At 63.7% G+C, this 26,600-nt stretch carries 25 protein-coding genes; 10 read left to right on the top strand and 15 right to left on the bottom strand.

Annotated elements, in window-relative coordinates; all coding sequences use genetic code 11:
* Positions 1-4: 4 nt before the first annotated feature.
* The 9 genes from E4191_RS23380 to E4191_RS23340 form a co-directional block, all read right to left on the bottom strand.
* Positions 5-976, bottom strand: coding sequence for a DctP family TRAP transporter solute-binding subunit (locus tag E4191_RS23380; RefSeq protein WP_139616656.1), 972 nt, complete (start codon positions 974-976; stop codon positions 5-7).
* A gap of 25 nt (positions 977-1,001) precedes the next feature.
* A complete protein-coding gene (locus tag E4191_RS23375) occupies positions 1,002-2,282 on the bottom strand; it encodes a TRAP transporter large permease subunit (protein ID WP_139616655.1) in 1,281 nt (426 codons plus the stop codon).
* Between the two features lies 1 nt (position 2,283).
* Positions 2,284-2,772 (bottom strand): TRAP transporter small permease, encoded by a 489-nt coding sequence (locus E4191_RS23370; RefSeq protein ID WP_139616654.1) that lies wholly within the window; start codon positions 2,770-2,772, stop codon positions 2,284-2,286.
* Positions 2,773-3,207: 435 nt separating this feature from the next.
* The gene (locus tag E4191_RS23365) at positions 3,208-4,308 is read right to left on the bottom strand and encodes a glycoside hydrolase family 88/105 protein (protein ID WP_139616653.1); all 1,101 of its coding nucleotides are present in this window, start codon (positions 4,306-4,308) and stop codon (positions 3,208-3,210) included.
* Positions 4,302-5,771, bottom strand: coding sequence for a polygalacturonase PglA (gene pglA, locus E4191_RS23360; protein ID WP_139616652.1), 1,470 nt, complete (start codon positions 5,769-5,771; stop codon positions 4,302-4,304). Before pglA ends, E4191_RS23365 begins: the two co-directional genes overlap by 7 nt.
* 54 nt (positions 5,772-5,825) lie before the next feature.
* Positions 5,826-7,067, bottom strand: a complete 1,242-nt coding sequence (locus tag E4191_RS23355) for an ABC transporter substrate-binding protein (protein WP_139616651.1) — start codon at positions 7,065-7,067, stop codon at positions 5,826-5,828.
* A gap of 14 nt (positions 7,068-7,081) precedes the next feature.
* Positions 7,082-8,182: an ABC transporter ATP-binding protein gene (locus E4191_RS23350; protein ID WP_139616650.1), complete on the bottom strand. Its 1,101-nt coding sequence runs from the start codon at positions 8,180-8,182 to the stop codon at positions 7,082-7,084.
* A gap of 4 nt (positions 8,183-8,186) precedes the next feature.
* Entirely contained in the window at positions 8,187-9,077 is an 891-nt protein-coding gene (locus tag E4191_RS23345) for a carbohydrate ABC transporter permease (protein WP_139616649.1), read from the bottom strand.
* Position 9,078: 1 nt separating this feature from the next.
* Positions 9,079-9,954 carry a carbohydrate ABC transporter permease gene (locus tag E4191_RS23340; RefSeq protein ID WP_139616648.1) on the bottom strand — a complete coding sequence of 292 codons (876 nt, stop codon included), beginning with the start codon at positions 9,952-9,954 and terminating at the stop codon, positions 9,079-9,081.
* Between the two features lie 159 nt (positions 9,955-10,113).
* On the opposite strand from E4191_RS23340, the gene E4191_RS23335 reads away from it, so the two are divergent.
* The gene (locus tag E4191_RS23335; RefSeq protein ID WP_139616647.1) at positions 10,114-11,061 is read left to right on the top strand and encodes a helix-turn-helix transcriptional regulator; all 948 of its coding nucleotides are present in this window, start codon (positions 10,114-10,116) and stop codon (positions 11,059-11,061) included.
* On the opposite strand, the gene E4191_RS24020 is transcribed toward E4191_RS23335, so the two are convergent.
* On the bottom strand, positions 11,022-11,777 hold the full coding sequence (locus tag E4191_RS24020) for a hypothetical protein (protein WP_176562877.1): 756 nt from the start codon (positions 11,775-11,777) through the stop codon (positions 11,022-11,024). The two genes, E4191_RS23335 and E4191_RS24020, sit on opposite strands and share 40 nt — an antisense overlap.
* Positions 11,778-11,923: 146 nt before the next feature.
* Here E4191_RS24020 and E4191_RS23325 point away from each other — a divergent pair, with 146 nt between their 5' ends.
* The gene (locus E4191_RS23325; protein ID WP_135312179.1) at positions 11,924-13,195 is read left to right on the top strand and encodes an IS256 family transposase; all 1,272 of its coding nucleotides are present in this window, start codon (positions 11,924-11,926) and stop codon (positions 13,193-13,195) included.
* Here E4191_RS23325 and E4191_RS23320 read toward each other — a convergent pair whose 3' ends face one another.
* The 3 genes from E4191_RS23320 to E4191_RS23305 all read right to left on the bottom strand — a co-directional run bounded on the left by E4191_RS23320 (position 13,196) and on the right by E4191_RS23305 (position 16,116).
* On the bottom strand, positions 13,196-13,495 hold the full coding sequence (locus E4191_RS23320) for a hypothetical protein (RefSeq protein WP_139616645.1): 300 nt from the start codon (positions 13,493-13,495) through the stop codon (positions 13,196-13,198).
* 357 nt (positions 13,496-13,852) lie between these two features.
* Positions 13,853-15,496, bottom strand: a complete 1,644-nt coding sequence (locus E4191_RS24015) for an IS66 family transposase (protein WP_176562876.1) — start codon at positions 15,494-15,496, stop codon at positions 13,853-13,855.
* Positions 15,497-15,507: 11 nt separating this feature from the next.
* The gene (locus E4191_RS23305; RefSeq protein ID WP_139616644.1) at positions 15,508-16,116 is read right to left on the bottom strand and encodes a hypothetical protein; all 609 of its coding nucleotides are present in this window, start codon (positions 16,114-16,116) and stop codon (positions 15,508-15,510) included.
* A gap of 26 nt (positions 16,117-16,142) precedes the next feature.
* Here E4191_RS23305 and E4191_RS23300 point away from each other — a divergent pair, with 26 nt between their 5' ends.
* From E4191_RS23300 to repC, 6 genes are all read left to right on the top strand, one after another.
* Entirely contained in the window at positions 16,143-17,786 is a 1,644-nt protein-coding gene (locus E4191_RS23300; RefSeq protein ID WP_139616095.1) for an IS66 family transposase, read from the top strand.
* A 364-nt stretch (positions 17,787-18,150) separates the two neighbouring features.
* Entirely contained in the window at positions 18,151-18,975 is an 825-nt protein-coding gene (locus E4191_RS23295) for a recombinase family protein (protein WP_228461925.1), read from the top strand.
* A gap of 48 nt (positions 18,976-19,023) precedes the next feature.
* Positions 19,024-20,190, top strand: coding sequence for an ATP-binding protein (locus tag E4191_RS23290; RefSeq protein WP_139616643.1), 1,167 nt, complete (start codon positions 19,024-19,026; stop codon positions 20,188-20,190).
* Between the two features lie 148 nt (positions 20,191-20,338).
* A complete protein-coding gene (repA, locus tag E4191_RS23285; protein ID WP_139616642.1) occupies positions 20,339-21,532 on the top strand; it encodes a plasmid partitioning protein RepA in 1,194 nt (397 codons plus the stop codon).
* Positions 21,516-22,436, top strand: a complete 921-nt coding sequence (locus E4191_RS23280; RefSeq protein WP_139616641.1) for a ParB/RepB/Spo0J family partition protein — start codon at positions 21,516-21,518, stop codon at positions 22,434-22,436. Before repA ends, E4191_RS23280 begins: the two co-directional genes overlap by 17 nt.
* A gap of 213 nt (positions 22,437-22,649) precedes the next feature.
* Positions 22,650-23,861 (top strand): plasmid replication protein RepC, encoded by a 1,212-nt coding sequence (gene repC, locus E4191_RS23275; protein ID WP_139616640.1) that lies wholly within the window; start codon positions 22,650-22,652, stop codon positions 23,859-23,861.
* A 309-nt stretch (positions 23,862-24,170) separates the two neighbouring features.
* Here the strand turns inward: repC and E4191_RS24790 are convergent, their stop codons facing one another.
* Entirely contained in the window at positions 24,171-24,539 is a 369-nt protein-coding gene (locus tag E4191_RS24790) for a hypothetical protein (protein ID WP_139616639.1), read from the bottom strand.
* 67 nt (positions 24,540-24,606) lie between these two features.
* Positions 24,607-25,365 carry an ImuA family protein gene (locus tag E4191_RS23265; protein ID WP_139616638.1) on the bottom strand — a complete coding sequence of 253 codons (759 nt, stop codon included), beginning with the start codon at positions 25,363-25,365 and terminating at the stop codon, positions 24,607-24,609.
* Positions 25,366-25,525: 160 nt separating this feature from the next.
* Between E4191_RS23265 and E4191_RS23260 the strand changes: the two genes are divergently transcribed.
* Positions 25,526-26,143 carry an SOS response-associated peptidase gene (locus tag E4191_RS23260; protein WP_176562875.1) on the top strand — a complete coding sequence of 206 codons (618 nt, stop codon included), beginning with the start codon at positions 25,526-25,528 and terminating at the stop codon, positions 26,141-26,143.
* Positions 26,144-26,259: 116 nt separating this feature from the next.
* On the top strand, positions 26,260-26,496 hold the full coding sequence (locus E4191_RS23255; protein ID WP_139616637.1) for a hypothetical protein: 237 nt from the start codon (positions 26,260-26,262) through the stop codon (positions 26,494-26,496).
* Positions 26,497-26,600 lie beyond the last annotated feature (104 nt).

The raw sequence follows: 26,600 nt of genomic DNA, 5'->3' as shown, positions 1-26,600 counted from the left end.
CGGCTTATTCGCCGGTGATCGCGTTGACGATCTCGTCGCCGTTCTCGGCGATGAAGCTGTCCCAGACCGGGCGCACGGCCTCCTGGAAGGCGGCGGCGTTCACGTCCCGGTTGGTCTGCATGCCCTTGGATTCCAGATCAGCCAGCATCTCCTCCTCACGCTCCTCCGCCAGGCCGCGCTGCATCTGGACGGCCTCGGCGGCGACCTCGGTGATCATCGCCTGCTGATCCTCCGGCAGACCGTTGAATTTGTTCAGGTTGATGGCGAGAGCGAGGGGCGAGTAGGCGTGCTGGGTGAGGGACAGGTAGTCTTGCACCTCCTCGAACTTGAAGGACTGCACGATGCCCACCGGGTGATCCTGCGCGTCGACCACGCCGGTTTCCAGCGCGGTGTACAGCTCGGCCACCGGGATCTGCTGGGGCGTCGCGCCCAGCAGTTGGAACATGTCCGACAGTGCCTTCGAGTTGTTGACCCGCATCTGCAGCCCGGCCACGTCGCCTGGCTCCACGATCGGTCCGTTGTTGTTGGTCATGTTGCGATAGCCGTTCTCGGGATAACCCAGCATCTTCAAGCCGTGCCCCTCGAACTGAGTGCTGATCTGCTGACCCACCTCGCCGTCCAGGATGGCATAGGCGTCCGCGCGGGTCGGGAAGATGAACGGCAGTTCGAACGCGCCTGCATCGGGGACAAGGCCGGTCAGGTTGTTCAGACCGGTCATCACCACGTCGATGATGCCCGAGCGCGTGCCGTCCACCATCGCGGTGTCGTTGCCCAGCTGGCCCTGCGGAAAGATCGTGACGGTGATCTCGCCCCCGCTGCGCTCCTCCAGCTGTTCTTTCATGAACAGCGCCAGCGTCTGCTGCAGGTCGGTGTCGGGGGCGGCATGGGCCAGACGCAGGGTGGTCTGTGCCTGGGCGGCCATCGCGGCCAGCGACAGGGCAGCGGCCAGGCAGGTGGTGCGGAACAGTGTGGTCATAGGATCCTCCCTCAAGAATGTCAGGTCAGCCCGCCATGAAGGCGGCGGGCACGGTGATCAGTTGCGGAAACAGGATGAACAGCCCCAACAGCACGATATACCCCAGGATGAAGGGCCCGACCCCGCGCACGGCCTGGCTCATGGGGACACGCCCCACGCCGCAGACCACATTCAGGACGGTGCCCACCGGAGGCGTGATCAGTCCGATGGAGCAGTTCAGGATGAACATGAGGCCGAAATAGACCTCGTCGATGCCCGCCATGCGCACGACCGGCATCAGCAGCGGCACCAGGATCAGAACCGTCGGCGACAGATCCATCACCATGCCCACCGCCAGCACCAGAAGCATGATGACCAGCATCAGAAGGCGCGGGCTGTCGATCAGCGGCTGCAGGAGAGTGGCCAGCTGCTGGGGCAATTGCGCCACCGTGATCAGCCAGGCGGCGACCATCGCGGCACCAACAAGGAACATGACCATCGCAGTGGACCGGCCTGCCTGCATGAGCACCTCGACAAAGGTCTGGAAGGTCAGCTCGCGATAGACAAACGTCGAGATGACGATGGCATAGACGGCGGCGACCACCGCAGCCTCGGTGGGCGTGAACGCCCCGGACCGGATGCCGCCGATGATGATGACCGGCAGCAACAGGGCCCAGATGCCTTCGCGCAGCGCAGTCCAGCGTTCGGCGCCACTGGCCTTGGGTAGGGTCTCGATTTCCTCGCCGCGCATGATGATGGTCCAGATGGTGACCAGCACGGCCGCCATCATGAGCCCCGGCGCGATGCCCGCCAGAAACAGCTTGGCGATCGAGATGTTGCCCGCCACGCCCACCAGGATCAGCGGCAGCGACGGCGGAATGATCGGCGCGATGATCCCGCCCGAGGCCAGCAAGCCAAGGCTTCGCCCCTCGGGGTATCCGGCCTTGCGCATCATCGGGTACAGGATGGACACCAGGGCCGCCGCGTCGGCCACCGCTGATCCCGACAGCCCCGCCAGCACGATGGCGGTCAGGATCGCGACATAGCCCAAGCCGCCCCGCCGGTGCCCGACCAGCGCCATGGCCAGCGCCACGATGCGGGTGGACAGCCCGCCGCGCGACATCACCTCTCCGGCGACCAGGAAGAACGGTACCGCCAGCAGGGGGAAGCTGTCCACGCCGTTGATCAGCGATTGCGCCAGGATATCGGCGCTGAACAGGTTCATGTGCACCATCAGCGCCATCGACGACAGCAGCAGCGCGAAGGCCACGGGCAGGCCTGCCAGGATGCCGATGAACAGCACGCCCAGAAAGATGAAGAGCGTCATGTCAATGCACCTCGGGGTTTGTGCCGGCGGGGCCGTGGTCGGGCCCGAAGATCCGCGCGAGCGCGATAGCCGCCATCAGCGCCGCCGAGACGACGCCCGACAGATACAGCAGGCCCGAGGGCAGTCCGGTCAGCTGAGAGATGTTGTTCCAGTTGGCCAGCGTCTGCCGCCACGCGCCCACGAACAGCATCATGACGGCAACGAGCACGATGGCCCAGCAGATCCGCCGCAGGATCGGAACGAAGCGCGGCATCAGCGCCTCGGAAAATTCGGACAGCTGCAGATGCTCGCCCCGGCGCAGCACGACGGCGGCGCCCAGCATGACGACCCACACGAACCACAGCCGCGACAGCTCGATCGTGACGCGCAGCCCGCTGGAAAAGCCATAGCGCATCACGACGTTCAGAAACACCAGCGCGATCATCCCCGCCAGCAGCACGGCCATGATGATGTCTATCGCGCGCCATAGCGCCTCGATGGCAGCCCGCATCGAATCTCTCCCTCATCGAGCCCAACCAAGCTCTCTCCCAGGATTTATGATAACGTTACCATACAGCCTGTCAATAGCGCGGTTTCGTCAGGAGGGCATCGATGATGGGTCGGCTGAGTGTCACATCATGCCTGATTGTAAGGCCGCGTAGACGCCGCGGCCGCAAGATGCGAGGATCACGCGGACACTTGCCCATGGATATGAGGTCACCAATGACATCCGGGCAGTGAAGGTCATCTCACGCCCCGACGCCCCGATCCGCGTCGCCCTCGTGAACCGCTTCGACACGCCCTGCACGGCCAGGTGCACCCGCACTGCTTCATTTCGGCAGGCCAAGAAGACGTCACCCGCCAACGCCGAGCCTGGCAACGACGTCCCCTTGCGACCGATCCAAGCATCTCGGTCCTCAGAGGGCGTCCGTCGGCCGACGCCCCCCTACCCCACCGAGGCGACCCGGGTGGATCGCTCCGTCGCCGCCATCATCGCCTGCGCGGCGGCCATCATCAGCGGGCCGGTGCCCTTGGCGTCGTCGGCCACGACCGGCTCGGTCAGGTAGTAGGCCGGGGTTCCGTCGCGATAGACGCCGGAAAATCCGCCCAGGCCCGCGACCAGGCAGATACCGCCAAAGCCCGCGCCCTGCCCGTCATGGCGCAGCCGTCCCTCCAGGAACCGCAGCGCCCGTGCCGCAGCTTCCGGAGCCCCCGCGGGGGCAAGCCCGACGGCGCCGTTCAGCGCATAGGCGAACATCGCCGAGGCCGAGCTCTCGGTATAGTTCCCTGCCAGATCCGGCTGGTCGATCACCTGCAGCCAGCCGCCGTCGTCGCGCTGCAGGACCGCGATGCGGGCCAGCAGGTCGCGGGTCGGCGCCTCCAGCCCGGCTGCGGCGAAGGTCTGCAGGCCGGTCAGCGCGGCGCTATCCACCAGCGCCATCGCCTGCCAGCCCAAGGCCCGCGCCCAGGCCGAGGCCGACTGCCCCGTCGCCTTGTCGGCCCAGTCCTGCGCCCGCGACGTGTCGCAGCCATGTGCATAGAGCCCGTCGGGCCGCGCCGTCAGCGCCATCGCCTCGCGCAGCTGCGCCAAGGCATCCTGCACCAGCCGCTGGTCGCCCAGGTGCCGGCCCAGCTCGATCTGGAAGGGCAGGCCCATGTACAGTCCGTCCAGCCAGATCTGGCAGGGATAGATCTTCTTGTGCCAGTAGCTGCCGCCCGCCGTGCGCGGGTGATCCGCCAGCTGCGTGCCCAGCTGCCGCGCCGCGCGCATCCAGCGCGGATCGCCGGTCCAGCGGTCCAGCGCGAACAGCACCCGCCCGGCCAGGATGTTGTCGATGTTGTACTCCAGTGGATCATAGCCCGACAGGGTGCCGTCGGGCGCCACCTGAGCCTGGGCCAGCCGCAGCAGATGGTCCCGCCAGCGCGCCTCGCCCGTCGCCTCGGACAGAAGCTGCAGCCCGCGATAGATGCAGCCGTCCTCATAGCACCATGCGCCCCCCTTGTAGGGCCGGTAGCGCGTCGCGAAGGCGTCGAAATAGTCTAGCATGGGGCGAAATCCTTGGCTGTCAGAGGGCCCGAGGGCAGGTCGGCATCGGTGGTCAGAACGCAATGTTCGGACAGAATTCCCGCGGCGCTGACCGCGCGCAGCCCGTCGGCCATCAGCGGCACCGCCGGGGCGGCGGGGGCGAAGTTGACCGCGACATCGCGGATCGCCACGCCCGTCACCGGCTGTTCCGGCAGGCCCAGGCAGGCGACGAAGGCCAGCCGCACGCGGTCGGCGCGGATGCGCGTCAGGGTGATGTCCCGGATGCGGGGCGTCAGCGGCCCCACCAGCTGCGGGTCGCGCGACTGCACGGCGGCGCTGTGGCCGTCATGGTCGCAAGCGTAATGGGCGTTGATGGCCAGCACCGTCTCGACCCCGTCCAGATGGCAGTCGGTCATGGAGATGCGCGCGACCTCTCCGCCGCGCCCGCGCCGGGTCTTGATGCGCAGGCCACGGTCGGTGTCCTGCATCTCGCACCGGCTGACCTGGACATCGGTGACGCCGCCCGACATCTCGGACCCGATGACGACGCCGCCATGGCCGCGCTCCATCCGGCAATGGCGGATGCGGATGTCGCGGGTGGGGGCCAAGTGGTCGCCGTTCCCGTCATCCGTCCGCTTGCCCGCCTTGATGGCGATGCAGTCGTCGCCGGTCGTGAAATGCACGCCCTCGATGGTGACATCGGTGCAGCTTTCGGGGTTCAGACCGTCCGTGTTCGGGCTGTCGGGCGGGTTCTCGACCCTGAGCGCGGCAAAGATCAGGCGCTGCGAGTGGCAGGGATGCAGGGTCCAGCTGGGCGCATTGACGAAGGTCGGGCCCAGCACGGTCACGTCCCGGCAACCGACCAGATGCAGCAGCCGCGCACGGCGCGCGCCATGGCGCGTCTCCTTGGGCCAGGACCACCAGTCGCCGCGCGCGCCACCCCCATCTACCCGGCCCGGACCGGCGATGGAGATGTCGCAAGCGTCCAGCGCGGTCAGAAGCGCGCGGTGGCAGGCCTCGGGCAGGCCTTCCCAGCTGCCCCCCTGCGCCGCGGTCAGGATCGGCCAGCCGTCACGCGTGTCGGGGGCGGCCAGCTCGGCGCCCACCGCCAGATAGAGGTGACGGTGGGACCCGATCAGCAGCGGCGCCACCTGCCAGCGGCCCGGCGGCACGATCAGCGTGCCGCCATCGGGCAGCGCGTCCAGCAGGGCCTGCGCACGCCCCGGATCATCCAGCGTGACCGTGCCCGCGCAGGGCGGCGTGGTCAGGGTCAGGGCCGCAAAGCCCGCCACCTCGATCCGCAGGGCGGTTCCGGGGGGCAGGTCGTGAAAGGGCGTGACCACGCGGTTAGTGGTGCCGCGCCGGTCCAGACCCGGCCCGGTCACGCGCCAGTCCAGCGGCGCGGGCAGATGATACAGACCACCCGGCACCGCCAGTCGCAGGGCGACCGCGCGCGGCGTCGCGGCCACGATGTCCATGTCCATGGAACGCTCCTCGAAAGGGACCGGCGGCCTGGGGATCACGGCCGCCGGGGGGTGTCAGCGAAAGCTGCGGATCGCGCGGTTCATCTCGTCGATCATCTCCAGCGCCGCATCCTCGGGCTCGATCTGGCCGTAAGCGGCGGCCTCCAGGTAATCGCCGAAGATCTCGCGCACCTTGGGATGCTCGTTCAGGGGCGAGGGCACGGGGCCGTTGCCCGCCAGCACCAGATCATGGGCGGCGGCGACGTTCGGATCGATCCCCCCCTCGGCGGCCAGACGCTCGGATGCCGCGCGGCTGGCGGGCAGGCCGCGCGAATCCCCCAGGATGTCGACCGCCTCGGGGTCGTTCATCAGGCAGTCGATGATCTGCGCCGCCGCCTGCGGGTTCTCGGACCGGGCGGAGATCGCCAGCAGCATCGAGGGCTTGCGATAGGTGCCGTCGTTCACCGCGCCATCCACCTGCAGGATCGGCACCGGCACCAGGTCCTGATCGCCCAACGGATCGGCATATTTGGCATAGGCCGAATCCCACTCATAGGTGCCCGCGATGCGGCCATCGGCCCAGGGGCGCATCTCGAACAGCTCGATATTGCCCTCGCCGGCGACCTGCTGCCAGCTGCGGATCGCACCATCATCGACCAGCGACAGGTAGAAGCGGATACCTTCGGCCAGCTCCTCGGGGGTCCAGGCGACGGTCGTGGTCTGGGCGTCGATCAGGTCCTTGCCGGTCATCTGGGTGACGGTGGTCGACACCAGGAAGATCGCGTTCAGCCCCTGCGCCTCGAAGGGCAGCACGCCCTCGCCCAGCTGGCCGGTGGCCGTGCGGACCTCGTCCCAATTGGTGGGAAGGGGCAGGCCCGCGGCGTCGAAGACGGTCTTGTTGAAGAAATAGACCCGCCCCGTCTCGGCCACGGGCAAGCCGTTCAGGACGCCGTTCATCTCGCCCCCGGCCAGCTGCTCCTCGGTCCATTGCGAGAGGTCGATGATGTCCGAGAAGTCGCGCAGGTCCGCGAACCCCGTGCCGTCGCGGGAAAACAGCGGCAGCCAGGGCCAGTTGATCTGCATGATGTCGGCCTCGGTCCGGCCGGCGATCTGGGTGGTGATGCGCTCCTGATGGCCCGCCCATCCGGTGAACTCGGCGGCGACCTGGTGGCCGTGCTTGGTGCCGCACACTTGCAGCGCTTCCTGCGTCTGCGCGTGGCGGGCATCGCCCCCCCACCAGGACATGCGCAGCTCGTCCGCCTGCACGGCGCCCGCCAGCAGGCCGGTCGTCAGGATCGTCGTTGTCAGCAGTTTCATATGGGTCCCCTCCCTCAGTTCAGCACGGGCAGCGAGACATTCTCGCCTGCCCCGTCAAAGACATGCGCGGTGCCCGGTTCGGGGGCGAGCCGCACTTCCGCGCCGCGATCCAGTGCGGCGTAATCGGCCGAGGGCAGCACCGCGACCATGCGCGCGCCCGCCACGTCCAGATGCAGCACGACCTCGTGGCCCATGAACTCGGCCCCCGTCACGCGGCCCGTCAGGCCCGACCCCGTGTTCAGCCGCAGATGCTGCGGGCGGATGCCAAGCGTGGCAGAGCCCGTCCAGCCGCGCAGGCGGGCCATCAACTCGTCCGGCAGCGCCAGCACCTGGTCGCCCACGCGAAAGGTTGCGCCGTCCAGCCGTCCCTCGATCAGGTTCATCTCGGGGCTGCCGATGAAGCCCGCGACGAAGGCGTTGGCGGGGCGGTCGTACAGCGTCTTGGGATCGGCCACTTGCATGATGCGGCCGTCCTTCATCACGCAGATGCGGTCGCCCATGGTCATCGCCTCGGTCTGGTCATGGGTGACATAGATGACGGTCGAGGACATGCCCTCTTCCTTCAGCCGCCGGTGCAGATCGGTGATGCGCACCCGCATCGAGGCGCGCAGCTTGGCGTCCAGGTTCGACAAGGGTTCGTCGAACAGGAAGACCTTGGGCTCCTTGATCAGCGCGCGGCCCAGGGCCACGCGCTGCGCCTGGCCGCCGGACAGCTCCTTGGGCAGGCGGTCCAGCAGCGGCTCGATCTCCAGGATGCGGGCGACATCGGCGGTGCGCCGTTCGATCTCGGCCTTGGAGGCGCGCTGCAGGCGCAGGCCGAAGGACAGGTTCTTCCTGACCTTCATATGCGGATAAAGCGCATAGTTCTGGAACACCATCGCGATGCCGCGCTTGCCCGGTTGCAGGCGATTGACGACCGTGTCGCCGATCACCACGTCGCCGCCCGAGATGCTTTCCAGCCCCGCGATCATGCGCAGCGTGGTCGATTTCGCGCAGCCCGAGGGGCCGACAAGCACCATGAACTCGCCATCCTCGACATCCAGGTTGATCCCGTGGACGGCCTTGAAGGCATTGGCATAGGTCTTTTCAAGATTGCGGATTTGCAGACGGGCCATCGGATTATCCTTTCACCCCACCGGCAGAGATGCCTTCGATGAAGTATTTCTGAGCCATGAAGAACACGATCAGCGCGGGCAGCAGCGCCAGGACCGACATCGCCAGGATGCGGTTCCAGTCGAACGCCTCGGTCGTGTCGATCGACAGTTTCAGCGCCAGGCTGACGGGGAACTTCTCGACCGAGGACAGGTAGATCAGCGGCCCGAGGAAGTCGTTCATCGTCCACATGAACTGGAACAGCATGACCGAGATCAGCGCCGGCAGCAGCATGGGCACGACGATATGGATCAGCGTCTGGAAGCTGTTCGCGCCGTCGACGCGGGCGGCCTCCTCCATGTCGCGCGGGATGGCGCGCAGGAACTGGACCAGCATGAAGACGAAGAACGCATCCCCCGCGAAGGCCGAGGGCACCCAGAGCGGCAAATAGGTATCCAGCCAGCCCAGGTCCCGGAACAGGATGTATTGCGGGATGCGGGTGACGACGTTCGGCAGCAGCAGCGTGGCGATCAGGGTCGCGAAGAAGAACCGCTTGAACGGAAACTCGAAGCGCGCGAACCCGTAGGCCACCAGCGCGCAGGAGATCGCGGTAAAGATGGTCTTGGGCAGGATGATCAGGAAGGTGTTCCAGAAGAACCGCCCGAAGGTGTAGGGGGTCGAGGTCTCCCACCCCTTCACGTAACCCTCCAGCGTGGGCTCGCGGGGGATGAAGCCGATGGATCCGAAGATCTCGGAATTGGTCTTGAAGGACGCCCCGATCAGCCAGATCAGCGGATAGAGCATGATCAGCCCCACCACCGTCAGCAGCGTGTAGCGGATGAAGGCGGACAGGCGGGCGGCGCGGACCTCGTGGGCGGGCGCGGCAGTGGCGGGGATGGCGGTTGCGATATCGGTCATGTCAGCTCCTCTTGTCGCCGGCGTAATAGACCCACTTCTTCGAGGACCAGAACGCGACCACGGTCAGCACCATGATGATCAGGAACAGCACCCAGGCTATGGCCGAGGCATAGCCCATGTTGAAGTTCTTGAAGGCCTCGTCATAGATGTAGAGCGGCAGCAGATAGGTCGATTTCAGCGGCCCGCCCCCGGTGATGATGTAGGGTCCGTTGAACTCCTGGAACGCCTGGACCATCTGCATGATCAGGTTGAAGAAGATGACCGGCGTGATCAGCGGCAGGGTGATGTGGACGAAGCTGTGCCACTTGTTCGCGCCGTCGATGGCCGCCGCCTCGTAGAGCGACTTGTCCACTGCCTGCAGGGCGGCCAGGAAGATCACCATCGCAGACCCGAACTGCCATGTGCGCAGCAGGCTGATGGTGAACAGCGCGTTGACCGGATCGCCGAACCAGTTCACGGGCTCCAGCCCGATGCCGGTCAGCACCATGTTCACCAGCCCCGCATCCGCGAAGATGTAGCGCCACAGCACCGCGATCGCGATGGACCCGCCCAGGATCGAGGGCACGTAATAGGCGGTGCGGAAGAACCCGATGGCGCGCAGGCGATAGTTCAGGATCACCGCGATGAACAGCGCGAAGGCCAGCTTCAGGGGCACCGTGATGAACACGTAGAGCAGCGTCACCCGCAGCGACCGCATGAAGGTGCGGTCGTTCATCAGCTCTCGGAAATTGTCCATCCCGGACCAGACCGGCGACTGGATCAGGTTGTAGTCGGTAAAGCTGAGATACAGCGAGCCCAGGAAGGGGATCGCGGTAAAGACCAGCAGTCCGATCAGATAGGGGGCCAGATAGGCCAGTCCGATGCGCGGGCTTTCCATCAGAAGCCCCCGCAACTGGGCATGCGGACGCCATGTTCGGATCGCATCATCAAATCGCTCCTCCCTCGATTCGATCGGCAGGGACCGCGACAGGCACGGTCTGGTCTGCTAGTATCTCAGTTGGATGACAAAGATGAATTGACGTTAACGCAGAAAAAGATGGACGAAACCGAACAGCCCCTGATGCCCGCCGCCGTGCTGGCCGGCATCCCGCCCCGTGCGCTGGACCTGACGCTGACCCGTTCGGCGATCCGCATGCAGCATTCGCACAGCTGGTCCATCGACAAGGTGAACGCGGTCCACGACCTGGTCATCTGCCTCGAGGGAACGGGCGACTACATCCTGCAGGGCGAACGCATCCGCCTGACCCCCGGCATGGCCATGCTGATCCCCGGCAACACCCGGTTCCAGGGCAGCAATCCCGACCCCGCCCGGATCTATACAGGCCTCGCGCAGCATTTCCGGCTGGAGCTGTTCGGTCATCACGACCTTCTGGGCCGCATGCGCTTTCGCCGCGTGGTCCGCCTGTCACGCTGGCCGATGCTGGAGCCGCTGGTCCGCCACTACCGCGCCAGCGCGCCCGCCGGATCGACCACCCTGGCCATGCACCATGCCTTCATGGTGATGCTGACCGAGTTCATCGACGACGCCTTCATCGCCTGGACCACGCCCGGCGACACGGGGCTGGACGACAGCGTGGGCCTGTCCATGGCCATCACCGTCGCCGCCGCGCAGATCGCCGCCGACTGCCTGCAGCCCGGACTGTCCGAGCGCGTGGTGGCCGCCGCCCCCTACAATCCCGACTACTTCCGCCGGGAGTTCCGTCGCAGCCTGGGCAGCACCCCGGCCAAGTACCAGGAGTTCAAGCGGATGGAGACGGGCATGCAGTTCCTCGAGACCGGCTGTTCGGTGGCCGAGACCGCGCATCGCTTGGGCTTCGCCGATGCCTATTACTTCTCGCGCCTCTTCAAGCGCCATATCGGCATCAGCCCGCGCGGCTGGCAGGACCAGGTCCGCCTGCGCCGCGACGGCCAATGGCCCCGCGGGCAGGAGGACGGCCAGGTCATCTATCCCCTGCGGCCGGGCAAGGCGTGCGGGACGGGCTGAGGCCCCCGGCCCGGCGCCAGGCTCGCCGGCGCGTCGTCATTCCTGGGGCGCGTCGGCTTCCGGGGGGAGGTGACGATCACAGATGGGCGGTCCACAGCCTGAACCTGCGATTGCCGGTCACTTCGCGGGTGAGGCCGAGCTCGTTCAGGCGCTTCAGCATGCGCTCGGCCGTAGGGCGGCTGATGCCGGCGCGCGTCTCCATCTCCATGGCCGAGACAAAAGGGGCGTGCTGCCAGCACGGCGATGACCCGGGCGGCGTTGTCGCCCTTGATGCCGGCGGTGGCGGCCCGGGCCTGCTCGGACCAGGCCCCGATGCGCAGGATCAGGGACCGCGCCTCCTGTGCACCGGAGCGCAGCGCGGCAAGATGCGTGGCGAGCCGATCCGCGGGCGGACCATAGCCGGTCCAGACCCGCCGCCCATGCCGGCCGAAGGGGACGAAGCGCAGCCCCTCGGCCCCTGCCGCCATGTGGCGCGCCGACCAGACAGCCGGCTCAACCACCTGCCCCGGTGGAGACAGCTCGGCCATGCGCCACAGGGCGAGAGCCGCAGGGCCACGCGCCAGCGGATGCAACGCCGCGAAGGCATCGACGGCCGCCAGGAACTCATCGGCTGCGCCATCGAACTCCCTGCCCTGGAGGCGCAGGTCCATGCTGGTCGCCGATGGCTCATCGGATGCGGCGCGGCGGTGTAGCCCCAGAAAGGCCGGCAGGTCCATCAAAGCCCCCTGCCCTTCCAGCCGGCGGACAGCCCACCGCGCCAGACGCAAGAGCTATGGCCGATTTTGGGTGATGGGGTCTGAGAAGGCGGCGTATCGTGGTGGGTGTCAAAGCCTGCCAGAACCTCCCGAAGGAGCGATACGCCTTGGAAGATGATATCACGATCACCCCGCTTCACCAGCCCGGATCTGTCGTTGATCCACTCACCGAGATTGCACGCGACGGCGCCCGGCAGATGCTGGCAGCGGCACTCAGGGCTGAGGCCGCGAGTTTTGTCGCGCAGTTTGCTGAGGAGCGCCTGCCCGATGGCAGGCAGCGCGTTGTCCACCACGGCACCGGCCCTGAGCGGAACATCCAGACCGGGATCGGCCCTATCCCGGTGCAGAGACAGAAGGTGCGCGACCGGGCAGCTGATGCGCCGCCGGAGGACAAGATCCGGTTCAATTCGCGCATTCTTCCGAAGTGGGCGCGCCGTTCGCCTAGCCTTGATGCTCTGCTTCCGGTCCTCTACTTGCGCGGCGTCTCGACTGGAGACTTCCAGGAGGCTCTGAGCGCGCTGGTCGGTCCGGATGCGCCCAACCTGTCGCCAGGAGCGATCTCGCGGCTCACGGGCGAGTGGCAAGCAGAACATGACCGCTGGCAACGCCGAAACCTCTCGGCCCGGCGCTACGTCTATGTCTGGGCCGACGGCGTGTATCTGCAGGCCCGGATGGAGCCGCAGGCCGAGTGCATGCTGGTGATCATCGGGGCGACGCCGGAAGGGAAGAAGGAGCTGCTGGGGTTCCAGGTTGGGGTCCGCGAGAGCGCGCAGAGCTGGCATGAACTGCTGGTCGACCTCAGGGCCCGCGGCCTCTCGGCGCCACCGGACCTCGCGGTCGGAGATGGTGCCCTTGGCTTCTGGAAGGCGCTGGATGAGATCTTCCCCGACACGCGCCACCAACGCTGTTGGACCCACAAGGTGTCCAACGTCCTGAACAAGCTTCCGAAGTCGATGCACCCGGCGGTGAAGACTGACCTGCGGGAGATCTGGCAAGCCGCGACCCGCGCGGCGGCAGAGACCGCCGTCAATACCTTCGTCGAGAAGTATGGCGTGAAATACGAGAAAGCCGTCGCCTGCCTGACCAAGGATCGAGAGGCACTGCTGGCCTTCTACGACTTCCCGGCCGCTCACTGGGACCACCTGCGCACGTCCAACCCGATCGAGAGCGTCTTCGCGACCGTCCGCCATCGCACCGTCCGAACCAAAGGCGCGTTGTCTCAGAAGACAGCGAAGCTGATGGTGTTCAAGCTGGTTCAGGCCGCAGCGAAGAAATGGCGACGACTGAAGGGCGCAAACCAGTTGCCTCTCGTCGTCGAAGGCGTCAAGTTCACTGACGGTGTCGCCGAGCAGGACGCCAACGAAAGCCGCGCCGCTTGATCAGGCCGCGTCACCCAAAATCCCGCATAGCTCCAGACGCAACGCCTCCGGGTCGGATGCCGCGCGGGCCTCCATCAGTTCGCGGCCGATCTCGTCTCGACCCAGCATCAGCCCCTGCGCCCGCAGCATCGCCTCGACCTCGAGATGGGCAAGGCGTTCGCAGGCCCCTGCGGCCTCCGCCGCGGGCAGCGCCAGCAACGTGGCCTCCAGCCGCCCGAGATCGCGGGCCGCATCTGCCAGTGCAGAGGCTTGAGCCGCCTGTGCGGCAAGCCAGGGCCGGGGATCGGTCAGGGACGGCATCGTAACTGGGGCAGATTTCCGGGCAGTGTGGTTCAGGCGGGCCGAACGACGACGAGTTCTGGAAGGGGCGGGATGCGCGCGGCTGGCCCACTGAGGCCGAGCCGGTCACCGAGATAGGCGAGGAAGGAGATGCCGAGCTTTCGGCAGGTCTTCATCAACCCAGCATGACGTCACGGGCCTCCCGGCCATCAGCACTCATGGTGCAGGGCGTCGGAGGACAGTGGCTCAGATCCATCATCCAAAAGCGGGTTCATACGATCTTGAATCAGACCGAGATCAAGAGCGCAACGATCATGCCCGGAAATCTGCCCCAGTTACACGGCATTGTAACTTGGGCAGATTTCCGGGCAGTGTGGTTCAGGCGGGCCGAACGACGACGAGTTCCGGAAGGAACGGGACGCGCTTCTCTGGCCCATTGAGGCCGAGCCGGTCACCCAGATAGGCGAAGAAGGAGATGCCGAGCTTTCGGCAGGTCTTCATCAACCCGAGCATGACGTCACGGGCCTCGCGGCCATCAGCACTCATGGTGCCGCCCGAGATGCGACGCTTGGTTACGCAGGCGCGTAGATCGTTTTCGGACGCATTGGTGTGGAGCGGGATCTCGGGGCGCTCCAGCACCATCAGCAGCTCATTCTTCCGCCTGTGCAGCCGGACCAGCAGCTGATCCAGATCCTTGTAGCCACTGCGCTGCCCGAAGATGTCGTCGAAGCGCTTGGCAAGGATGGGGCGGTCCGCCTCTGTGGGAGTGAGCTTCCAGTGCTTCAGATCCTGGTAGAGCGCCCAAACCTGATCCCGTATTCGTTCCAGCTTTTTGGCCTGTTGCGGCACCTTGGGCATCAGCTTTTGCAGCAACCGCTCGGAATGGACCCAGCACAGGGCATGATTGGCGATACGGAACTGTCCGGCATCGTCGGACACGACCACTGTGTTCTCCATCAACCCGTGATGGCGCACCGCGCCCCAAAGGGCCGCCTCACTGACCTCGCGCACCAGAGTGCGGTCGAAGACATCCAGGGGAAGCCTCACCAGATGATCATACCAGGCCATCTGTGATTTAAATAAGGTCTGGGGGTGGCCGGCGAGCCTGGCCACCACCTCCGGCGCCACTTTGCGACGGCGCATGTATTCAATCGCTGCGTCGTTGATGACGTAATCCTCGCCACCGGCCTGGAGCAAAGATAGAAAGTTCAATCGTGACTTCGAGCGGCCTGTCCGAAACACGGTAAAGCGGGCCCCGCCAATCTGCGTCGTGATCCCGTCGCGGCGGGCATGGCGGGCGCCAGTGTCATCCACGCTGATGAAAGGTGCTGTCGCCAAACCGGTCCTCAAAACCGACCGATCTTCCGCCACGAAATCCTCGAGACGGCTGGTCAGGATCCGCACGACCTGCCGCTTGGAGATCTCCATGCCGATCCCGTTCAGGATCGAGGTCAACCGCTCCGTCGTGACTTGCCCTTGGGCATGAAGGACAAGACAGAACCGGCGCAGGTTAGCACCAAAGCCGCCGATCAATCCCGCCGGCAATGGCGCAATGATTGTGTTGCCCTCCGGCGTTAGCCACCGCTCCCGCCGATAGCGGACAAGTTCGGCAGACATGACCAGCTCGCGAACCAGAAGAGTTTCATAGCCCTTGAAGCGTGATCCTGCCGGAGCCTCGGCTCTCAGCACCTCTTCACGCGTGACACGGTCCGTGTCGCGCTTGGGTCCCCTTCGCCGAGCCGTCCCTGCTGCCTTGCCAAGGTCACGGTTCGTCGCCTTTTCCATGCCGGACGGCTTGAAAGGGGGGCGCGGTGGCAAGTTCTTCAGCCGCGCAATCTCGTCGCGCAAGACTTGGTTTTCAGCTTGGAGAGCAGCCCGGGCAAGTTCGGATTTCTCGAGCTCGCCTCTCAAGTCGGCGACTTGTGCCTCGAGCGCCCCAAACCGTTGCGACAGATCCACAGCGAGCCGACGCAGGGCGTCGGGGGACAGTGGCTCAGATCCATCATCCAAAAGCGGGTTCATACGATCTTGAATCAGACCGAGATCAAGAGCGCAACGATCATGCCCGGAAATCTGCCCCAGTTACTGACTTGCCCTTGGGCATGAAGGACAAGGCAGAACCGGCGCAGGTTAGCACCAAAGCCGCCGATCAATCCCGCCGGCAATGGCGCAATGATTGTGTTGCCCTCCGGCGTTAGCCACCGCTCCCGCCGATAGCGGACAAGTTCGGCAGACATGACCAGCTCGCGAACCAGAAGAGTTTCATAGCCCTTGAAGCGTGATCCTGCCGGAGCCTCGGCTCTCAGCACCTCTTCACGCGTGACACGGTCCGTGTCGCGCTTGGGTCCCCTTCGCCGAGCCGTCCCTGCTGCCTTGCCAAGGTCACGGTTCGTCGCCTTTTCCATGCCGGACGGCTTGAAAGGGGGGCGCGGTGGCAAGTTCTTCAGCCGCGCAATCTCGTCGCGCAAGACTTGGTTTTCAGCTTGGAGAGCAGCCCGGGCAAGTTCGGATTTCTCGAGCTCGCCTCTCAAGTCGGCGACTTGTGCCTCGAGCGCCCCAAACCGTTGCGACAGATCCACAGCGAGCCGACGCAGGGCGTCGGGGGACAGTGGCTCAGATCCATCATCCAAAAGCGGGTTCATACGATCTTGAATCAGACCAAGATCGTATGAGCCTGCCGTCAGATGATGCCTTTGAGATGCTGAGCGCCGACAGTTTGCGTCGGCTCGTCATTGATCTGTCGCAGCGGCTTCATTCCCTCGAAGACCAGGTGTCCCAACTCGCCGATCAACTCGAGACGGCCGAGACGTCGCAAGCGGCGCTCCAGGTGGAGAACCAGGAACTGCGCGATGAGATTGCGCGGCTGAAGAACCTGCCCCCTCGGCCTCCCTTCAAGCCATCCGGCATGGAGAAGGCTACGGAACGCGAAGTTCGCAAATCTGGCGGTCCATCACGGCGCCGCGGTGCCAAGCGCGACCGGGATCGTGTCACCCGCGAAGAGGTACTGACGACCAAGGCTCCCACCGGGTCGCGCTTCAAAGGCTACGAGACAGTTCTGGTCCGTGAGCTGGCGATCTCGTCCGAAGTTGTCCGTTATCGCCGCGAGCGCTGGCTGACTCCAGAGGGCAAGACGATCATCGCACCGTTGCCAGCGGGACTGCTCGGCGGTTTTGGCGCCAACCTGCGCCGGTTCTGTCTTGTCCTTCATGCCCAGGGGCAGGTCACGACGGAACGGCTGACCTTGATCCTGAACGGGATCGGCATGGAAATCTCCAAGCGGCAGGTCGTGCGCATCCTGACCAGTCGTCTTGACGGCTTTATCGAAGAGGATCAAGCAGTCCTTCGGGCCGGCCTGGCAACAGCACCCTTCATCAGCGTGGATGACACTGGCGCCCGCCACGCCCGCCGCGACGGGATCACGACACAGATCGGCGGTGCCGACTTTACCGTGTTTCGGACAGGCCGCTCGAAGTCGCGGCTGAATTTCCTGTCACTCTTGCGGGCCGGTCGCGAGGATTACGTGATCAACGATGCAGCGCTCGATTACATGCGCCGTCGCAAAGTCGCGCCGGACGTCGTCGCTTATCTTGCCGCCCATCCAAAGACCTTATTGACCTCGCAGATGGCCTGGTACGAGCACCTGGTAGCACTTCGCATAGATGTCTTCGACCGAACCTTGCTGCGTGAGGTCAGCGAGGGCGCCCTCTGGGGCGCGGTGCGCCATTACGGGCTGATGGAAAACACGGTGGTCGTGTCCGATGATGCCGGGCAGTTCCGTGTCCCCAATCATGCCTTGTGTTGGGTACATGCCGAGCGCCTGCTGCAGAAGCTAATGCCAAAGACGCCCCAACAGGCACGCAAGATCGAGAAGATCCGGGACGAGATCTGGACACTGTATCGAGATCTGAAGCTCTGGAAGCTGACCCCTGCTGAGGCAGACTGCCCCATGCTTGCCAAGCGCTTCGACAACATCTTCACGCAACTGACCGGCTACAACGACTTGGACCAGCTGCTAGCCCGCTTGCACAGACGAAAGCACGAACTGCTGAAAGTGCTGGAGCGGCCGGAAACTCCACTCCACACCAATGCCTCGGAAAACGACCTGCGTGCCTGCGTGACCAAACGGCGGATCTCAGGCGGCACAATGAGCATTGATGGCCGCCAGGCCCGCGATGTCATGCTTGGGTTGATGAAGACCTGTCGAAAGCTCGGCATCTCCTTCTTCGTTTATCTGGGCGATCGGCTCGGCCTCAACCAGTCGGCTGGACGCGTCCCGTTCCTCCCTGACCTTGTCGCGGGGCAGCCTGTCTGAACTGAGCTGCCCGGAAATTTGCCCCGCTTACCACGGCATCTGATCGAGGAGCGAAGCCTCTTTTTCATTTTAATGCAGTGCCTAGATAACTTCAGGCATCAACTTAGTACTTTTATGAAGAGTACTGATGTATTTTCTGGAGGCCGACTGCAGCAGTTTCACTGCTTGGCTACCAAGGGCACGAGAGCCCTGCGATTGGTCTTCATCCACTGAAGAAACAGAGCATATGATCGAGGGCAGATTACTTGCTTCTGTTTACAAACGGTCGTTTATTAAAGCTTAGCTTTTATGCAAAACGGTTCTTCTGATGCCCCTGCTCGGCTACGCCCGCGTTTCGACCGAAGATCAGACCCCCCTGCCCTAGGTGCAGACCCTGAAATCTACGGGCTGCTCTGATATCCACGAAGAACAGGGCTTAGGTGGCACTCGCGCTCGGCCCGTGCTCGCCCGCGTGCTGGACCGCATCGGACGGGGCAACACGTTGGTCATGGTGCGGATCGACCGTCGGGCGCGGTCGCTGTCGCTCCTGCTGGAGGTGATTGAGCGGCGGGAAGCCAAAGGCGCGTTCTTCTGCTCGATCCAGGACCCGATGGACACCGCCTCGCCGCAGGGCAAATTTACGCTGCAGGTTCTGAGCGCCGCCGTTGAATTTGAACGCGCCCTGATCCGAGAGCGCACCAAGGCAGGGCGGGAAGGCGCCCGCAGTCAGGGCCGGATCGGCGGCAATTCCGGCCTGCGCGCCCGCGATCCGGCCGCATTGCGCAAGGTCCGCCTCACCCGACACGACGGCTACATGGAGCGACTGAGGCAGAGCGCGACGGGCTGGGTCCCCCATGTGCGCCGCCTGCGCCCGGACATGCCGTGGGAGGACGTGCTGCGCATCATCAACGCACCCCTGCCCGAGGCCCGGCGCTGGACGCAGGCGCGGCTGCTGCACGTGGTGAACGCCAATATCCGCGACGGCTTCCTGCCCCGGTTTGTGCTGGACTGCGCCCGCCGCCGCGGCGCAGATGACCGCCTGCCCGCCCTTGTCGCCGCCGTCATAGGCGCCGATCCCGACATCACTCTGCAGGCGATCTGCACCCGGCTGGAGGCCATGCGCGAACGCGCCCCGCGCGGGCGGACAAGCTGGCAGCTCTCATCCGTGAAGATGCTGTTAGAAAAGGTCAAGACATTGGAGCGGCTGTAAAACAGAACAACCTTGCAAAACCTCCATTTCATGGAATAGTTACAAGGTATGTATCAACGCCGCACCAACCAGATCGTGTTATCCGCTCTTCAAAGCCAAGCGGCCGTTGTGCTCTTGGGGCCCCGGCAGGTCGGAAAAACCACTCTTGCAATGGAGATAGCCGAGCAACGCCCCTCTGTATACCTGGACATGGAGCGCGACGCAGACCGGCAGGTCCTGACCGAGCCCGATCTCTATCTGGACGAACAGGCGGGTCGGCTCGTGATCCTTGACGAGGTTCAGCAGATGCCCGGCCTGTTCAAAAGCCTCCGCGGGCAGATTGACATGCGCAGGCGCAAGGGGTTCCGCACGGGACAATTCCTTTTGCTGGGCTCTGCATCGAATGTGCTGCTTCATCAATCTGCAGAATCCCTTGCCGGTCGCGTCCGCTATATCGAAATGCCACCCCTTCTGCTTGATGAGGTAGGCCGCGAACGGCAGAACGACCTGTGGCTGCGCGGGGGCTTTCCTGACAGTTTTCAGGCAGAGAATGACAGCGCCAGCATTGGCTGGCGCGGGGATTTTCTGCGGACCTATCTGGAGCGCGACATCCCTGCCCTTGGGCCGCGAATACCGGCGACCACCTTGCGCCGCTTCTGGACAATGCTGGCACATGCACAGGGCGGGCTGCTGAATGCTGCTGCGCTGGCCGAGGGGTTGGGTGTGTCGGGTCAGACGGTTGGGCGCTATCTTGATCTGCTCGTTGATCTCATGCTGGTGCGACGCCTGCAGCCTTGGCACGAGAATGTCGGCAAGCGCCTCGTCAAATCGCCAAAGGTCTTTGTGAGGGACAGCGGCCTTGTCCACGCCCTGCTTGGCCTTGGTTCCATGGAGAGCCTGCTCGGCCATCCGGTGGTCGGCGGCAGCTGGGAAGGGTTCTGCATCGAGACCCTGATCGCCTGCGCACCCGCGGGGACCGAGCCTTATTTCTACCGGACGGCCGCAGGTGCGGAGCTGGACCTTGTTCTGAGGCTTCCCGGAAACGAAACTTGGGCGATTGAAATCAAGCGCACCACCACCCCAAAGGTATCGCGAGGTTTTCATCTCGCGGTCGAGGATATCGGGGCTGACCAAAAGCTGCTGGTCTATGCGGGTGAACATGAGGTTCCGGCAAGCAACGGTCTGCGAGCGGTGCCGCTGGCCCGCGCGGTTGAGCATCTGTGCACCCGCTGGTGAGCCCGGTGCAAGACACAACGTGTTTGTGCTGAGCGACCGGAAAGCCACCGAGTCTAGAAAGTGCTTGCACGAATCTGGTTGCGCGGGCAATAGTCTCGAAAAATAACGCGCGATCAGATAAAAAGCGCGCCCACGGATCGGGACGGATATGAGCGAAGCTGAGCAGGATCTGGATATCGCCATTGGACATTACGCGGAACTTCTCGCGTCAAATCTTCATGCTCAGCGCGCAGCCCATTTTCCGCCGGACGCGAAAAAGGTCATGCGAAGCCTGACCAGTGGCGAGGCTGCCGAACTGCTAGGCGTCGACCACACCTATCTCCGCAAGCTGCATCGGGAAGGAAAAATCGCAAACGTCGAGACAACGGCGGGCAGCCACCGCCGCTATACGCTGGATGATATCTGGCAGATCCGTCATGCATTGGAAACAAACGCGAAAAAGCCCGGAACCTATGTGCCGGGGCGTTGGCAGGGTGATGAACTTCAGGTCATATCCGTTGTGAACTTCAAGGGTGGCAGCGGCAAGACCACGACCTCGGCTCATCTGGCACAGCGGTTTGCCCTCAAGGGGTACCGGGTTCTGGCGATTGATCTGGACCCGCAGGCGTCTCTGTCTGCTCTTCACGGTATCCAGCCCGAGATTGATCTAATGGAGGGCGGAACGCTTTATGACGCGGTCCGCTATGACGATCCGGTCCCTATCTCGGATGTGATCCGCAAAACCTATATCCGTGGTCTCGACCTGATCCCCGGCAATCTTGAGCTGATGGAGTTCGAGCATGAAACGCCCGCTGCGATTCAGCGGGGCGGGGCGCGGGCATTCTTTGCCCGTGTCCGGGACGCGCTTGGCAGCGTTGAGGCGGATTACGACGTGGTCGTGATCGACTGCCCGCCCCAGCTTGGCTTTCTGACAATGTCGGCGCTGTCTGCCTCTTCGGGTGTTCTTGTAACCGTTCACCCCCAGATGCTTGACCTCATGTCCATGTCGCAGTTTCTGCGGATGACGGCCGATCTGCTTGGGGTTATCCGGGACGCAGGCGCAAATCTGCGCTTTGATTGGCTGCGCTTCCTGCCGACACGCTACAAGGTCGGCGACGCCCCCCAGACCGAGGTCATCGCTTTTATCCGCGGTCTTTTCGGTCGTTCCGTCCTCACAAACCATATGGTGGAATCCACCGCCATCTCTGACGCCGGGCTTACAAAGCAGACGCTGTACGAAGCGGACCGAAGAGATTTCACAAGACAAACCTTTGATCGCGCCATCGATTCCATGAATGCCGTCAATGACGAGATCGCAGCACTTGTCCAAAGCACATGGGGACGCAATGGCAAGAAAGCCTAAACTCGGTCTGCCGCTGCAGACCCTCCGCAACGCCCCCGACGCCATGGAGGGCCGCCGTCTTCGCGGCGGCGTGTTCGAGATCGACTCAGACCAAATCGAGACCACGGGCCGGCTTGATGATCGACTGCAAATCGGGGTCGAGGGCTTGAAGGCGTCGATTGCCAGAAACGGCCAGCGCGTCCCCATCCTCGTGCGGCCCCTGGACGGTGATCGCTACAGCCTGATCTATGGCCGGAGGCGTCTTGAGGCCTGCCGCGAACTTGGCATAAAGGTTCGCGCCATCGTCACAGAGATTGAAGGCGATCAGGCGCTTCGCGATCAGCTTCTGGAAAATCAGGAACGCCGCGACCTCAGCTTTATCGAGCGGGCGCTTGTCGCCGCCGCCCTGCTGGATGGCGATCATCTGAATGAGGCCGAACGGACGAACAAAGGCGTCGCAGAGGTGCTGAACCTAACCGAGGCCGGTGTTTCTCAGTTGTTGAGTGTCGTCAGAGCAGTCGGAGAGGATCTTGTCCTCGCCATCGGTGCGGCGCCCGGTATCGGCAGGCCTCGATGGGAAGAGCTCAAGAAATTGCTGGCGGCTGCCGATGCAGACCGCGACCCGCTGGTATCATTGGCCAATAATATCAAGACAACGCATTCAGGTGATGCTGATGAGAAATCCGACAAAGCGTTCCTTGCCGTTCTGTCGTCAGCACAACGATCTGGCCCACCGCTCCACAATCGCCCGCCCGCCGTACTGATCCCCGGTATTGGCGCAGCAATGGTCGCCACCGGGCGCCGTGGCAAGCAGTTCACACTCGACCTTAGGGCCGAGGATTCAAATTTCGTCAGCTGGTTGGAGGGCAATGCCCCGCAGTTGATCGCCGAGCTTCATGAGCGTTGGAAACGTTCAGAAGACTGAGGACGAGCAACCAACAAAAAAGGAGGCACGATACAGGCAAAAGAGAAAAAGGCCCCGTGAAGCAAGCCCCACGAGACCCTTTTTGGATTCTGCACCGGGCGAAGCCCGCTACAAACTCAGTTTTCGCACCTCTGAATGTAGCGATTTGGCCCCTACCCCGCAAGCGCAAAGCGATTCGCGGTACGTGGAATCTTTGCCTTCGTGAATGAACTTATGGATTACACGCCACTTTCACCGTTTATGCGGCCAATTTCGCATGCCAACCTGCGCGTGGTCGAAAGGACGGAAGCCACCGTCCCGGACAGGCCGATAAACAAATGGGAGCTTCTGCGCGAGCTGTCCAAAGCTCAGACCGCCTTTGGCCTCACGGAACGCGATTTGACAGTTCTGCAGGGGCTTCTCAGCTTCTTTCCGCATGATGCGCTTGGCGGAAACGCGGAGATGATCGTTTTTCCGGCCAATAAGACCATCTGTGAACGGCTGAACGGCATGCCCTGCTCGACGATGCGCCGCCATCTTTCCCGGCTGATCGAATCTGGCATGGTGGCAAGGCGCGACAGCCCGAACGGGAAACGTTACGCCCGTAAGCATGGTGACGAGCGCTGTGCCTTCGGCTTCGACCTCTCCCCGCTCTTTCGTCGCGCTGAAGAAATTGCGCGCGCGGCTGACGCGGTACGCAATGCTGAAAGCGGCGTCAAACGCTTGCGGGTGATTGTAAGCCTCATGCGCCGCGATCTGGCGGCCCTGGCAGAGTTCGGCCAAGAGGTGAGGCCTGATCTTGATCTGTGGCGGCAACTGCATGACACGGCCGTGGTGGTGGCCAAAGCCCTCCGCCGCAAACTCTCAGCTGAGGTTTTGGGCGAGTTCCGCACTAAGCTTGAGGCATTGCTCGACCACGCAAGGAGCATCATTGACGGCCCTGGAACAGAGGATCTGAACAGCAATGCTGCCCAAATTGAGCAGCACCATCATAGTTCAAATAAAGAATCTATTGATTCTGAACATAGCTTAGAAGATCCCGCGCAATGCAACGATGCACGAAATGAGCAGGTTATCGTGCTTGATGACAGAATTGACCAGCGAGAGATGCAGCAGATGCCGAATATCCCGCTTCATCTGGTCACTGCCGCCTGCCCCTCGCTTGGTGTGTTTTACCAAGGCGAGGTCAGGCACTGGCATCAGCTTTTCAATGCTGCCTGTCATATGCGACCTGCGATGGGCATCAGCCTGTCAGCTTGGGAAGAGGCTCAGCGTTGCATGGGACCGGAACAGGCATCGATTGTCATGGTGGCAATGCTAGAGCGTTTTGCAGAGATCAGGTCGCCGGGTGGGTATCTGCGTGCACTCACAGCGAAGGCCGCGTCAGGCGAGTTTTCTTGCGGGCCGATGGTGATGGCGCTGATTGGAAAGCGAAATGTGGCTTAACAGGTGTTAAGCGAGGATACGGATGCCCGGAGAGTGGCTGCCGAATTAACACCTGTTAAGGTCGATCAAGTGCTACTGACCGATTGGAATAGCAGGCTATGGTCGAAGGCGGAATAACTCAAATCTAACTGCTCCTTTTGCAGCACCGACCATTTTGCAGCACCGACCAAAGGTCATCGACCGCAGCAACTCCTCCACCGGACCGCGGCCGGCGCGTACCGCCACAACTTCAATCGCACAAACAGGCAGCCCGGCTATCAGAAGACCGATTGCCAAAAGCTTGACAAACCCGAACCGTTTAAACAGCCCTCACCTACGGCCTCCGAATACAAAGCTTGCAACAAAGCCCTGCAAAACATAGACCACCAGTGAGTTCTGTCCTACTTCAACCAGAGCGCCAAGCAACCTTGTGCACTCGTTCAGCACTAGAATCATATATAAATAGCCTGCCGAAAGCAGCAGGCCGCCAAGAGCAATGCCCGCGAAACCAGCAAGCAACAGCAGGCTTTGCTCCGGTATAAGAAGCTCTGCAATGGATGCGGCATAGCCATTGTCGGGTGGATCGACCGCCACGATGGGCGCGATGCGCTGCAAAAGCCACAGGCCAAGCCGCTCCAGCGCCAGCGCCAGCGCCTGCGCCTTGCTCACCGGCATGCCGATGCGCAGGCCGAGACCCATGGCCGCCTCGCAAGCGGCGGTGACCACCCGGCGGTTACTGAGCCGGCCCACCAGGATCAGCGGGGCCTCAGCCGAGGGCGTGCTGTCTGCCTGCCGCTGCCGCCGGTCGATCGGCCACATCGGCAGGCAGACCGAGATGACCCGTGCCATCACAACCCTCCAGTTCGAGATCGAAGGACTCGCCGGCCCGCGCCCGGATCAGCTCGATCAGCCAGCGCGGCCGGCCGACGCCCGGGACGGGCAGGGGGGCCGAGGGCAGCACCGAGACCCGCCAGCGGGTCATCGCCGCCGTGGGCTGCCCGAAATCGCTGGCATCCGCCTGCCGCCGCCAGCGCCGGAGCGCGATGCCGGTGGTGCCCGAGGCCTTGGCCGCCAGATGCAGCCGGCGCGAGGCGGTCATCGACAGCCGTGCTACATCCGCCACCACCGCGCCCAGGCCGCCATGCCGCAGCCCTTCCTCCATGCAGGCCAGCACCGCGGTGTCGTTACCCGCCTCGACATAGATCACTCGGTCGGGCGAAAGGCCCGCCTGCTCCAGCCCCGGGGCGAAGAGATCGGCTTGGGTCACGCACCACAGCACCGGCCCGGGCAGCCGGGCGGCAATACCGGCGGCGAAGCATGCCGCTGCGGCCCCATCTACCGCCCCGCCGCCACCGCCCGCCACCTCGTGCAGACACCCCCTCGCCAGCCCGCCCTGCGGCATCCGCCGGTCGAGCCTGTCGACGCCGAAGGGCAGCACCTCGCGCGCATGCATCTCCGCGCCCTCGAGATGGGCGATGCGCGCGCGCAGGGCGGCGACGGTGGGGCGGGGAACGGCATCGGGCATGGTAGGGCAGGGGGCCTTTCATCTCAAAGTTGCGGAATCATAGTTCCTGTTTTGTTCTTATTGCGGCAATGTGTCAACCGGGGGGGAGTTCATCGTCATCCGGGGAGTGTGGTCGAGGCGAGTTCGGCTATGCTAGGCTGACGGAGAAGGAGATCAGGCCGTGTGTAATCTTTACAGTGCCACCATGCCTCAAGAGGCCATGCGCCGCCTGTTCAAGGGCCTGACGGACAATGCAGGCAATCTCGAACCAGGCAGGGTCTATCCTGACCAGTGGGCGCCAATCATCCGCAATGGCGAGGGTGGCCCCGAACTGGTGAAAGCGCGATGGGGCATGCCGTCGCCGCGAAGTGTTCTGAAGACCGAACGCGATCCGGGTGTCACCAATATCCGCAACTTGGCATCGCCGCATTGGCGCAGGTGGCTTGGCCAAGGGCATCGCTGCCTGGTGCCGCTGACCAGCTTTTCGGAGCCGAGGGGCAAGGGCAAAGGCTTCCAGTGGTTTGTGCCTGTAGAGGACGGGCCAATCTTCTTTGCGGGGATCGAGACCCGCGGTTGGACGTCGGTGCGAAAGGTGAACGACGGAGAGACCACGGACGATCTCTTCGCTTTCCTGACCAGTCCACCAAACGCGGAGGTGGGCGCCATCCATCCCAAAGCCATGCCGGTCATCCTGACGAAGCCGGAGGAATGGGACGCCTGGCTTGGTGGGATATCTGCCGGTGAGTTGCAGCGCCCCCTCCCGGATGGGGCATTGAAACTCAGCGACGATCCAATCTGAGCAACACCGACCTCCTTCCCATGCGTCATCACTGCCAGCGATTTGTCTATCTATTCAGCAGCCAACGCGTAGGGTGCCAGATCCGTCAGTCTTTACGGTGATCGAGGACCCACATCATGGCCAAGAATGTGAACAAGGGGAAACCCGACGGGAGGGTCGCTCTCCTGGCGAGTCGTGACCGGCAGATGTCAGAAAGCATGACGGATGACGTCCGCCGCAAGTCCATTGTTCAGGCATGCCTCGACCTCGGGATGAGTCCTGAGGGGGCGTGGAGCTTCTCAAATCGGGCGGTTGCCAACAAAAAAGCCGTGCGGGACAATGCCGCGGGCGTCAAATCTAAATCTCCTGGCTAGGAGGGTGCTCTCGCACCTGGTTCACTTGACCCACGCTGCACCTTTTTTGCCTCGCATTCAAACACGGACCGTGACCGGGGCAGGGGGATAAAGGAAAGCAGCAG

The organism is Paracoccus liaowanqingii, from assembly GCF_004683865.2.
Taxonomy (GTDB): Bacteria; Pseudomonadota; Alphaproteobacteria; order Rhodobacterales; family Rhodobacteraceae; genus Paracoccus; species Paracoccus liaowanqingii.
Note: the sequence above shows the minus strand (reverse complement) of the source record. Positions and strands in the feature narration are given on the sequence as shown.

What these genes read in the sequence shown, in the direction of transcription:
- E4191_RS23380 (WP_139616656.1), bottom strand. Translation starts at nt 976, where the DNA reads ATGACCACACTGTTCCGCACCACCTGCCTGGCCGCTGCCCTGTCGCTG.
- E4191_RS23375 (WP_139616655.1), bottom strand. Translation starts at nt 2,282, where the DNA reads ATGACGCTCTTCATCTTTCTGGGCGTGCTGTTCATCGGCATCCTGGCA.
- E4191_RS23370 (WP_139616654.1), bottom strand. Translation starts at nt 2,772, where the DNA reads ATGCGGGCTGCCATCGAGGCGCTATGGCGCGCGATAGACATCATCATG.
- E4191_RS23365 (WP_139616653.1), bottom strand. Translation starts at nt 4,308, where the DNA reads ATGCTAGACTATTTCGACGCCTTCGCGACGCGCTACCGGCCCTACAAG.
- pglA (WP_139616652.1), bottom strand. Translation starts at nt 5,771, where the DNA reads ATGGACATGGACATCGTGGCCGCGACGCCGCGCGCGGTCGCCCTGCGA.
- E4191_RS23355 (WP_139616651.1), bottom strand. Translation starts at nt 7,067, where the DNA reads ATGAAACTGCTGACAACGACGATCCTGACGACCGGCCTGCTGGCGGGC.
- E4191_RS23350 (WP_139616650.1), bottom strand. Translation starts at nt 8,182, where the DNA reads ATGGCCCGTCTGCAAATCCGCAATCTTGAAAAGACCTATGCCAATGCC.
- E4191_RS23345 (WP_139616649.1), bottom strand. Translation starts at nt 9,077, where the DNA reads ATGACCGATATCGCAACCGCCATCCCCGCCACTGCCGCGCCCGCCCAC.
- E4191_RS23340 (WP_139616648.1), bottom strand. Translation starts at nt 9,954, where the DNA reads ATGGAAAGCCCGCGCATCGGACTGGCCTATCTGGCCCCCTATCTGATC.
- E4191_RS23335 (WP_139616647.1), top strand. Translation starts at nt 10,114, where the DNA reads ATGGACGAAACCGAACAGCCCCTGATGCCCGCCGCCGTGCTGGCCGGC.
- E4191_RS24020 (WP_176562877.1), bottom strand. Translation starts at nt 11,777, where the DNA reads ATGGACCTGCCGGCCTTTCTGGGGCTACACCGCCGCGCCGCATCCGAT.
- E4191_RS23320 (WP_139616645.1), bottom strand. Translation starts at nt 13,495, where the DNA reads ATGCCGTCCCTGACCGATCCCCGGCCCTGGCTTGCCGCACAGGCGGCT.
- E4191_RS24015 (WP_176562876.1), bottom strand. Translation starts at nt 15,496, where the DNA reads ATGAACCCGCTTTTGGATGATGGATCTGAGCCACTGTCCCCCGACGCC.
- E4191_RS23305 (WP_139616644.1), bottom strand. Translation starts at nt 16,116, where the DNA reads ATGAACCCGCTTTTGGATGATGGATCTGAGCCACTGTCCCCCGACGCC.
- E4191_RS23300 (WP_139616095.1), top strand. Translation starts at nt 16,143, where the DNA reads ATGAGCCTGCCGTCAGATGATGCCTTTGAGATGCTGAGCGCCGACAGT.
- E4191_RS23290 (WP_139616643.1), top strand. Translation starts at nt 19,024, where the DNA reads ATGTATCAACGCCGCACCAACCAGATCGTGTTATCCGCTCTTCAAAGC.
- repA (WP_139616642.1), top strand. Translation starts at nt 20,339, where the DNA reads ATGAGCGAAGCTGAGCAGGATCTGGATATCGCCATTGGACATTACGCG.
- E4191_RS23280 (WP_139616641.1), top strand. Translation starts at nt 21,516, where the DNA reads ATGGCAAGAAAGCCTAAACTCGGTCTGCCGCTGCAGACCCTCCGCAAC.
- repC (WP_139616640.1), top strand. Translation starts at nt 22,650, where the DNA reads ATGGATTACACGCCACTTTCACCGTTTATGCGGCCAATTTCGCATGCC.
- E4191_RS24790 (WP_139616639.1), bottom strand. Translation starts at nt 24,539, where the DNA reads ATGGGTCTCGGCCTGCGCATCGGCATGCCGGTGAGCAAGGCGCAGGCG.
- E4191_RS23265 (WP_139616638.1), bottom strand. Translation starts at nt 25,365, where the DNA reads ATGCCCGATGCCGTTCCCCGCCCCACCGTCGCCGCCCTGCGCGCGCGC.
- E4191_RS23255 (WP_139616637.1), top strand. Translation starts at nt 26,260, where the DNA reads ATGGCCAAGAATGTGAACAAGGGGAAACCCGACGGGAGGGTCGCTCTC.